At 64.1% G+C, this 231-nt stretch carries 1 protein-coding gene; it reads right to left on the bottom strand.

All coding sequences use genetic code 11. The features are described from left to right. Positions 1-33 precede the first annotated feature (33 nt). Entirely contained in the window at positions 34-174 is a 141-nt protein-coding gene (locus ACR9ZK_RS23730) for a hypothetical protein (RefSeq protein WP_481344359.1), read from the bottom strand. Between the last annotated feature and the right edge of the window lie 57 nt (positions 175-231).

The following is a 231-nucleotide window of genomic DNA, read 5'->3' as shown; positions in this document are numbered from 1 at the left end:
CCCCCCCCTCTTTTCCAAGCAGAAGACGGCACACTAGATGTAGCTCCGTCTCGTGGGCTCGGAGATGTGTATAAGAGACAGGCCCAGCGCCCGGATGTCCCCCTCGCCGCCGTGCGCCGGGTCGGCGAAGAGGCCGAGCTGGTAGGTGACGCGTCTCGGCACGAGCAGCGTCACCCGCAGCCCTGTCTCTTATACACATCTCCGAGCCCACGAGACGGAGCTACATCTAGG

This window comes from Monashia sp. HAY1-5C, from assembly GCF_056755255.1.
The sequence above is the reverse complement of the archived record's forward strand: the minus strand, read 5'-3'. Positions and strand labels throughout refer to the sequence as shown.